At 41.2% G+C, this 9227-nt stretch carries 9 protein-coding genes; 3 read left to right on the top strand and 6 right to left on the bottom strand.

Annotated elements, in window-relative coordinates; all coding sequences use genetic code 11:
• Positions 1 to 153: 153 nt before the first annotated feature.
• The 3 genes from Q0017_RS12365 to thiE all read right to left on the bottom strand — a co-directional run bounded on the left by Q0017_RS12365 (position 154) and on the right by thiE (position 2614).
• The gene (locus Q0017_RS12365; protein ID WP_298147322.1) at positions 154 to 582 is read right to left on the bottom strand and encodes a heme-binding protein; all 429 of its coding nucleotides are present in this window, start codon (positions 580 to 582) and stop codon (positions 154 to 156) included.
• A 73-nt stretch (positions 583 to 655) separates the two neighbouring features.
• Complete coding sequence (gene hemL, locus Q0017_RS12360) at positions 656 to 1963, bottom strand: glutamate-1-semialdehyde 2,1-aminomutase (protein ID WP_298147319.1); 1308 nt, start codon at positions 1961 to 1963, stop codon at positions 656 to 658.
• A gap of 36 nt (positions 1964 to 1999) precedes the next feature.
• Positions 2000 to 2614, bottom strand: coding sequence for a thiamine phosphate synthase (gene thiE / locus Q0017_RS12355; RefSeq protein ID WP_298147314.1), 615 nt, complete (start codon positions 2612 to 2614; stop codon positions 2000 to 2002).
• Between the two features lie 388 nt (positions 2615 to 3002).
• On the opposite strand from thiE, the gene Q0017_RS12350 reads away from it, so the two are divergent.
• Both Q0017_RS12350 and Q0017_RS12345 read left to right on the top strand, forming a co-directional pair.
• Positions 3003 to 4457 (top strand): CYTH domain-containing protein, encoded by a 1455-nt coding sequence (locus Q0017_RS12350; RefSeq protein WP_298147311.1) that lies wholly within the window; start codon positions 3003 to 3005, stop codon positions 4455 to 4457.
• A 74-nt stretch (positions 4458 to 4531) separates the two neighbouring features.
• Positions 4532 to 5983 (top strand): CHAD domain-containing protein, encoded by a 1452-nt coding sequence (locus Q0017_RS12345; protein ID WP_298147308.1) that lies wholly within the window; start codon positions 4532 to 4534, stop codon positions 5981 to 5983.
• Here the strand turns inward: Q0017_RS12345 and Q0017_RS12340 are convergent.
• Positions 5980 to 6975: a DUF4105 domain-containing protein gene (locus tag Q0017_RS12340; protein ID WP_298147304.1), complete on the bottom strand. Its 996-nt coding sequence runs from the start codon at positions 6973 to 6975 to the stop codon at positions 5980 to 5982. The genes Q0017_RS12345 and Q0017_RS12340 overlap by 4 nt on opposite strands.
• 68 nt (positions 6976 to 7043) lie before the next feature.
• Positions 7044 to 7685, bottom strand: a complete 642-nt coding sequence (locus tag Q0017_RS12335; protein WP_298147298.1) for a hypothetical protein — start codon at positions 7683 to 7685, stop codon at positions 7044 to 7046.
• 111 nt (positions 7686 to 7796) lie between these two features.
• Here Q0017_RS12335 and Q0017_RS12330 point away from each other — a divergent pair, with 111 nt between their 5' ends.
• Positions 7797 to 8192 (top strand): DUF3144 domain-containing protein, encoded by a 396-nt coding sequence (locus tag Q0017_RS12330; protein ID WP_297423016.1) that lies wholly within the window; start codon positions 7797 to 7799, stop codon positions 8190 to 8192.
• Positions 8193 to 8217: 25 nt separating this feature from the next.
• Here Q0017_RS12330 and Q0017_RS12325 read toward each other — a convergent pair whose 3' ends face one another.
• A complete protein-coding gene (locus tag Q0017_RS12325; protein WP_298147295.1) occupies positions 8218 to 9039 on the bottom strand; it encodes a PhzF family phenazine biosynthesis protein in 822 nt (273 codons plus the stop codon).
• Positions 9040 to 9227 lie beyond the last annotated feature (188 nt).

The following is a 9227-nucleotide window of genomic DNA, read 5'->3' as shown; positions in this document are numbered from 1 at the left end:
CGCTTTGGTCTAAGAATGAATTTAATTGCTGGAATGGTGAATTGGATGCTCTTAAATTAACTTTCGCAAGAGATCTAGTATTCAGCAATCGCCATTGAATATGAATACCACCTATTTTCTAAGCAATAAGGTGGTATCTCAATGTAAGGGTACTTATGATGCTGTACTGTCTGTTTGTATTAAAAACTGTGTAATAGCATATTGAGCAATTTCAGCATCTTGTACCGATTTTACACCCGACACACCCATTGCTCCAACCAATTGCCCTTGATACAGAATCGGCTCACCCCCTTCTAACATACCACTTAGGCTGTGCATGGTTAAAAAGCCCGTCTGACCATTTTTAATTAAATCTTCAAACAGTTTAGAGGGACGACGGCTAACAGCCGAACATTTGGCTTTTTCTAAACATAAATTGGCAGTCATTGGCGATGCGCCATCCATACGTTTCATGGCAAGCACATGACCACTGTCATCGACCACAGCAATACTGACATTAAAGTTTTGGGTACATGCATATTGGTAAGCCTGCTCAAGTAAAAACTCAGCATCGCTTAAGGTTAAATAATGTTTGGTCTGCATAGGTTGATTCCACCATATAAAGCCGATAAAAAAGCCCGCTGCTTAAAACGGGCTTTTCCTGTTTAATTTGAGTTTAAGCTGAAGCTTTCATCTGAGCAAAAGTGTCACGCGCCGCTTGAATGGTAAACTCAATGTCTTCATCTGAATGCGCGCTTGAGAAGAAGCCTGCTTCAAATGCCGACGGTGCTAAATTCACCCCACGCGTTAACATGCCATGGAAGAATTGACGGAATGCCGCCACGTCACATTTGAGCATGGCATCAAAGCTGGTGATGTCGTCTTGGTCAGTAAAATACAAACCAAACATGCCACCCACTTGTTGCGTTTTAAAGGCAATACCAGCTTCATCGGCTGCTGCTTGCAAGCCAACCAAGAGTTTGGCAAGTTTTGCTGTGAGGTTTTCATAAAAACCTTCAGCACGTAAATGCTTAAACATCTCAATCCCTGCGCGCATGGCCAATGGGTTGCCCGACAAGGTACCAGCTTGATAAACTTTACCCAGTGGTGCAATACATTCCATCACTTCACGTTTACCACCAAATGCACCCACGGGTAAGCCTGCACCAATGATTTTACCTAATGTGGTTAAATCAGGGGTCACGCCATAATGTGCTTGCGCCCCACCTAAACCCACACGAAAACCAGTCATCACTTCATCAATAACAAAGACCGAGCCGTGTTCATCACACACTTCGCGAATGGCTTGTAAAAAGCCTTCAATTGGTGCCACTAAGTTCATATTGCCTGCCACAGGCTCAACAATCACACCTGCAATTTCTGCACCAAATTTAGCAAAGCATTCTTTTAATGTGGCAATGTCATTGTAGGGTAGCGTTAACGTATGTTTGGCAAAATCAGCCGGAACACCTGCAGAGGTCGCCTCACCTTCACCACTGGTAAGTAAACCTGAACCCGCTTTCACCAAGAGTGAATCTGAGTGACCATGGTAGCAGCCTTCAAATTTCACAATTTTGTCACGACCAGTATAACCACGCGCCAAACGGATCGCGGTCATGGTGGCTTCTGTACCTGAGTTGGTCATACGCACCAATTCAATCGATGGCATGATTTCACAAATAATATCAGCCAATGTGGTTTCATGTACGGTTGGCGCACCAAAGCTTAAACCATCTACAGCCGCAGTTTGTACTGCTTTAATAATCTCGGGATGCGCATGACCTAAAATCATCGGCCCCCATGAACCCACATAGTCAACGTAGCGTTTGCCATCGACATCATACAAATAAGCACCTTGTGCTTTTTCAATAAATACCGGTGTACCACCGACGCCATTAAAGGCACGTACCGGTGAATTGACGCCACCTGGAATATGTTTACTGGCTTGTTTAAATAATTGTTCTTGCTTTGCAGACAAACTCATGAAAATCACTCAACTCAAAAAATAAAAAAATCAGGCTTATTTAGCAAATAACTCTGACCAATCATAGACACGCTGACCTACGGTTGACATAGAACGCCCCAATACATCACTCACCACAGCACATAAATCAGCGCCAGCGGCAATCACTTCTTGTGAGTTTTCAACCGTTAAACCACCAATGGCACAAATGGGTACATTCAGCTGAGCTTTGGCTTGTTTTAAAGTATCTAAGCCAATATTGCCCGCTTCTGGCTTGGTGTCTGTCGCAAAGATTGCACCAAACGCCACATAATTTGCCCCATCGGCAATGGCTTGCTTCGCCAATTCAAGTGAATTGTTACAGCTACGCCCAATCAACACACCTTTGGGTAAACGTGCAACGGCTTCTACAATTGAGCCATCATCTTGCCCCAAATGTACCCCTACACCATAGTGCACGGCGGCTTCTAAATCATCATTAATCACAAATGGGATTTTATATTGGCTACATAAATGTTTCATGTACTCAATTTCATAGGCCTGTTGTTCTTTTGGCACTTGTTTACGACGATACTGCAATACTGCAACTTCATAAGTTGCCATTGCCCCTTCTAATTTTGCCAAAAGGAGTTCAATGGGATCATCATTGGTAATCAGGTATAAGCCGCGCATGTGCCAAACACTCTAAATTTAAGGAATAAGCCATTATGGCACTGTTCTAAAGCAAGCAAAAGATGGTTGTGTACAGGCATGCTTTATTGGCGCTTAATTTTCCCTAAACTCTGATTTTTTAGACCAATCTTGCCGCAAACGCTCTGGACTTACCTCTAAAACATGCAATTTAACGGAACTCATCTAATGCTGCTGAGTTAAGTCAAAAGCCTAAAATCATGAACCCTCTTAAATAAACAGTTGGCTGTTTGGATCATCATGCATCACTTGACTAGATTTAGTGCTCGATAAAATCTGTGTCTTGTATTGTATCTTGGTGAAAGGTCAAGTCTGTTCTTGGCTCATTTTTTGGTTACAATGAGCACTGTTTTTTACAGAAGTGATGGTTATGCTTGAAATTGAACTTAAATTTCAGATCCCTGAAGCGCGCCGTGTGGCACTGATGAAAGCTTTAGATCCTAAAAAATCTGAACAGATTCAATTACAAGCCAAATATTACGATACACCTGATAAAAAATTGGCTCAGGCACGCGCAGCAATTCGTCAGCGTTTAGAAGGGTCATCATGGGTACAAACTTTTAAAGCCAGCCGCAGTCATTTGGCACGCTTTGAACATAACCATGATTTAGGTGCACTGCCACAAGCACCACACTTAGATTTAAGTATTTATGACCACATCCCTGAAGCGAAACAGTTATTAAGCAATGCTTTAGAACATGACTTTACTCAATTACAACTGATTTTTGAAACTGATATTTCCCGTACTGTACGCCTCATGGATTATGCAAGCAGCCAAATTGAGGTCAGTTTAGATATTGGCGAAATTCGCGCCCAAGATCGAGTTCAAGTGGTTTACGAAGTCGAATTTGAACTCAAAACTGGCAACGTACATGATTTATTAAATTTTTGTTTTGAATGGGTCAAAAAATACCAACTTTGGCTTGATGTACGCAGTAAAGCGGAGTTTGGCAATCTTTTGGCAGAGGGTTTAACGGTAAGTCCGGCCAAAGCCACAAAAGACTTACTCCTGTCAAAAAAAGACAGCAGTGATGCCAATATACGCAGTTTGGTGGCGCAGCAAATGCAATCCCTCCTGCCCAATATTGCCGCCATGTCGGCAGGTGTTGCCACTCAAGCCCATATTCAGCAGGCACATCAGGCTTTAGATCAATTGCATTTAAGCGTGTTGTTGTTTAAAGATTGGAGCTGTGATGTTAATGATAAATGGGCGCATCAATTGGCGGCATTTAAAGGTCAATTTGAGCAGCTTAAACATTTACAACACATGCAAAGCACGCTCAATCAGTTATTGCAAAACCCCAAAACTACGGCAAGTTTGGCGCAAGATATTTTATTTGCCACGGAAAAATTGCAACACTTGGTACGCTCTAGCCAAAATGTACATCACTTTTTAGAGCTGTTAAGTTTTAGCTTAAATCAAGCAACAAGCCCTGCACTCGATGTAAAAAGCAGCGCGCAACAAAGCTTACAATTGCACTATAAACAACTGACAGAGAGTTTAAACCATGCAGATGTGCATGATTTAAGCAGCATGGACGCGCTAATACAGAACATTCAGCAATTAAAATTTAGTTTTCCGTTATTAACGCAAATTTACGATGTAAAAAGCCTGCAAAAATATAGTAAAGCCTTAAACGATGCTGCCAATGCCGCCGAACAATATCATTTATTAAATCTTGCAAGCCAATATTTACAAGAAACTGAATTGGCAGCGAGCGATTGGTTTGTCTTAGGTTGGCTTACCGCCAAGCAAGAAGTGTATGCCGAACGGGTTTTAGAAACCGCAGCGCAGTTTATGTTAAGTCGTAAATTTTTAAAATAATGATGGGTTTAACTTAACAAGCATGGGTTTATTTTTGTATAGTCATCTTAATACAATAAAAATGAGCCCATGTGATGTCTGAGATCGAATTAAAATTTCATATTCCAGCAACACAATATTCTAAACTACACCACGCCATACAAGAACAACAGCCCAAGCTGATCCAACTGGCTGCTTATTATTACGATACCCCCAGCCAAGCACTCAGCAAAGCCCAACTTTCATTACGGCAACGCCTTGAAAATAAAGTATGGACACAAACCTTAAAAGCGCCTAGTTCACATCATGCAAAACGCATTGAAATTGAAGAGACACTTGATGAAAAGCCGAACGGGATTGATTTAAAACGCTATGTTAAAAATAAACAGGCACAAGCGCTATTAAAGCCTGTGTTGGCTACCAAACAACCGTTGATCTTACAATTTCGTACCGAAGTCAAACGGCTCAATCTACAGATGAACCACGGCGACAGCCACATTGAAATAGCTTTAGATCAAGGTTGGCTCATTGCAGCCCATCAAAAAGTCAAAATATCAGAAATTGAATTTGAGCTTAAAAAAGGACAAATCAGCGATTTAATCGCATGTCTTCAGCCTTGGGTCAAGCAGTACCATTTATATTTGGACGTGCAAAGTAAAGCGGCTCGTGGTTATGCGCTTTTAAATACTCAGCCGCAAGCGGCAACCTATGCTCAAAGCTTTATTTTAAACCAAACGCACAGTGCCGAATTGGCATTAAAACAGATGATCAGTTCTTGTTTGCAACATATGTTACCCAATGCTTCTGCCATTGCCCGCGGTAATTATCAAGCAAGCCATGTGCATCAGCTACGGGTGGGTATTCGACGTTTACGCAGTGCTTTAAAAAGCTTTGCCGATTGGACAACACATGATCTAAGTTTATGGCAGCAGCAACTTAAAAATTTGTTTCAGCACTTAGGTAGCACCCGTGATTATGATGCCATCGTCAGCGATGTACTGCCTGCGTTGCAACATGCCGGAGCCCCTTTTGACTCACTGCCTGAGCCCAAGCACAAAAACCACGATTTAAGCCAATACTTTCGTGAGCCAAGTAGTAGTTTATTGTGGTTAGACTTACTCAACTTTAGCCAACACGCCAGTGTCACAGATTCATCACAAGATTTAACCCATTTAGCAGCTAAACAGATCGGCAAATTACAGCGTAAAATCACCGCTCAAAGTGACAACTTTATGCAATTAAGCACCGAACAAAAACACCAATTACGCAAACAGGTCAAACAGTTGCGTTATAGCCTTGAATTTACCCATAGTCTATTTAAGCCCAAGCACGTAAAACGCTATTTAAAAGCGCTTAAACCTTTGCAAGAAGTGCTCGGTGAATTTAATGATTTATGTGTTGCTGAAGAACACTTTAAAATCTTAGCGAAAAAGCGCCGTGAATATTGGTTTGCCATCGGTTGGATTGCAGCTCAACAGCAACAGGTGTTATCACGCGCGCATGTAGCCTTACAACACTTTAGTACCCATGCCGATGCAGGGCTTTAGTAATCACGAATCAACTCAGAAAATGGCGGAGTTAATTGATCAGGTCCTTGTGTTAAATGCGCGGTTTTAGGATTAACATGTGCCCGTTGTTTCCATTCATCTAAGGTAAAACGCGGATCAAGTTGCCCATGATCATACATATAATGAGGTAGCAAGCCCGGTAACAAGACACGATAATCGCGCGGCACACTGCCCATGGCATATTCCATTAAATCAAATAAAATGGTGGTGCAGTTACTCACTAAAGTATTGTACCAACGTGGCTGATGATTCAAACGATTGGCTTGATTGAGATATTCTAAAAACAACATTTGCATTTGCGTGTTTTGAATTTTGATTGGATAAATATATACATCTTCATCGCGAATATTACTGCGCGCATAGATGACGTCATTTTCATCGCCCACCACCAATGCCAATTCATATTGACGAAAAAAACCACCCAATACAGAAAAACCTTCGTCTTTTTCTTGGCGCACTTCTAAAGAAAAAGCCAAATGCTGACCATCTGCAAAACTAAAACTAATAAAGGCATGTGCTACAGGGCCGGCAATAAAATGCGACACAATTAAATCAACACTTTGGATGTTCTCTAAGGCATAACGCCGTGTTTCCCATTGGGTTATGTAAGTGTCTTGATCTTGCCAAATAAAATTACGTACATTGTGAATTTCCACCTGACCATCAACAAAACGATAATTTGCCAAACGCTCAACATTGGGTTCCCAAACCCGATCATTTTGAGGTGTCATTAAAAAAAAGCCGCCAATAACGCCTGTCAAAGCCATCATATAAGCTGCATGTAGCCATTTTAAGTTGGGCAAATTAACATGCCGAAAATAAAAGCACAGAGCTGCAAAAATCAGCCATGCAGCAATCAAAATCACACTCACCCATAGTGCAATAGGCTGTTGAATCCAAAGCAGTAAGACCACCCATATACTGCTTGTAATTAAAAAAATGGCATAAAACACCGCAATCCATGTTGGCATAAGCATCTTTTTTTGTTGTTTTGTGGCTTATAAGCTAACATGGCCTTGTATCAACATGTGTTATTGTTTTAGCGGTTTTTGGCAAAGATTTTCCACGTACCATTGTCGGCAATCGGGTCGGTATAACTGTCGTTACGTTGTTTACGTGGTTTATCACGCGCATCTACCAATTCAAAGTCTGGCTCAACACTTAATACAATCCCATTGACATAAAATCGGGTGCGGGTGTAGTCACTTTGTTTATGTTGAAACACATAGGTACGTAAATCAATAAATTCACGATGTGCCACTAAAGCTGCGGTACTGTCGGTGGCTAACCAATCTTGCATGGCAAAAATTTCACGTTCGCTAAATTGACCACATTTTTCAATCAAACTGGCCACCCCACGAAATGTTTTGGATTCTTTGGCACGGGTTTTATTAATCCGAATCCGATCGACGTGAAAATAAAACAGGGGCAAATTTAAATGGCTGGGCAAATGAATGGCATCGATTACTTCGTCTTCATCTGCCATAAACGGCTCAAACAACTCTTGTGCACGCTCAATCAAGCCTTGCCACTGACTGTAGTAGCGTGCCACTTCTTCGGCATTGGCATAATAAATGGGTAAATCTTCCACATGGGCGAGATCTTGGGGTGGCCACACTTGTTGGCGCAACACTGCAATATCGTTTTTTAGGTTTTGTATGGCAATTGCGTTATCTTTCATGGTCGTCCTTGCAAATAAGACTTAGGCTATTTTTAGATTAAGGCAAAGGTTTAGTTTCTGCAAGGCTTTGCCTATAATGGCGGCTTTGAAATTGATGTTTAGGAACAGTTCATGGTTCAAAAGATTGAAGCAACCGATGTAACCGAAGAAGAAGCGTTAAATGCGGCTTTCTTTGAACGTGCTGATGCGTTTATTAAACAAGCCAATGAGTTTTGTAGCATTGAAAAAGGCTCAACTGTAAAGCCTCATGATCGTCGTGGTCAGGTCAGCTCTGCCATGTTGTTTGCCGCATCACGTTTTAACACGTGGGTCGCTGCCAACAATTTTAAAGATGGCGAAGAAATGCGCGCAGCCAAAGAGCAAGTGATGTCGTACTTATTGCAACAATTTCAGTTGATGCTTGAGGACAACTACGACGAATATTGCGATCAGTTTGAAAACTACTTACGTTTTCGTCGCACTGAAGAGCATCATGCGCATAAACATGAACACAAACCACATGATTAATCAAAAAGCCCCACGGGGCTTTTTTTTATACATAGATCTCAGCTTGCATAAACAAACGTGCATAACCTGAAATTTCAATGCGCTCATTGCCGAGTAGCTTGCCATATAAAGTCCCACCCCTTGGTGAAGCTTGATAAGCCACCAATTCATCTTTTGCTAAAATTTCAGCCCAAAGCGGCATAATCGCAGTGTGAATAGAACCGGTCACAGGATCTTCGGCAATACCATTGGCAGGGGCAAAGTAACGTGATACGCAATCATAAGATGGATGATGACTGGTAATGGCAACATCCAACGCCGAGGCGTCTGATGTAATTGCAGTACGTGTTTGACCTAAACTTTTAAGCAATTCAAAATTTGGGCACTCCTCTAGCACGTCTTGTGTAGATTCATACATCACAATATAGGCTTGCTCATTGACATACACTGCTTTAAACGGTTTGGTCAGTGCCTGACGCAACAATACAGGCACATCTTTGACTAAATGGGCACGGCGTATTGGAAAATTCATCAAAATTTTGCCATCTATCGCCTGTTCAACTTCAAAAACACCTAAATTTTTCACATGAAAAGAAATGTTTTTGCTCTGCACAAAATCTTTAAATAATACAAAACTACTGGCTAAGGTGGCATGCCCACAAAAATCAACTTCAACTGTTGGAGTAAACCAACGAATCTCAAAGTTTTGCTCATCGCGCTGTTTGACAAAAGCTGTTTCAGCAAGATTATTCTCTAAAGCAATATTTTGCATTAAAGCATCATCTAGCCACTCTTCAAGCACAATCACAGCAGCAGGATTGCCTTTAAAGAGTTCATGGCTAAAGGCATCGACTTGATACATTTTCATGGCATTTTTCTCATTTTGTTTGCACCCTATATTAAATGCTTTTGTTGTTAAGCTGAGAAAAATTTAATTTTCAGTATTCTTCAAGCAACTGTTGTAAATATTAAGCGCTTATATAATAGACCTCTTGCGAAAGTAAAAAATTGTTTATACTAGTCCCATGAAATATGAAAATTTAACTAGATTTAATG

The sequence above is a fragment of the uncultured Acinetobacter sp. genome (genome assembly GCF_947624825.1).
Taxonomy (GTDB): domain Bacteria; phylum Pseudomonadota; class Gammaproteobacteria; order Pseudomonadales; family Moraxellaceae; genus Acinetobacter.
Note: the sequence above shows the minus strand (reverse complement) of the source record. Positions and strands in the feature narration are given on the sequence as shown.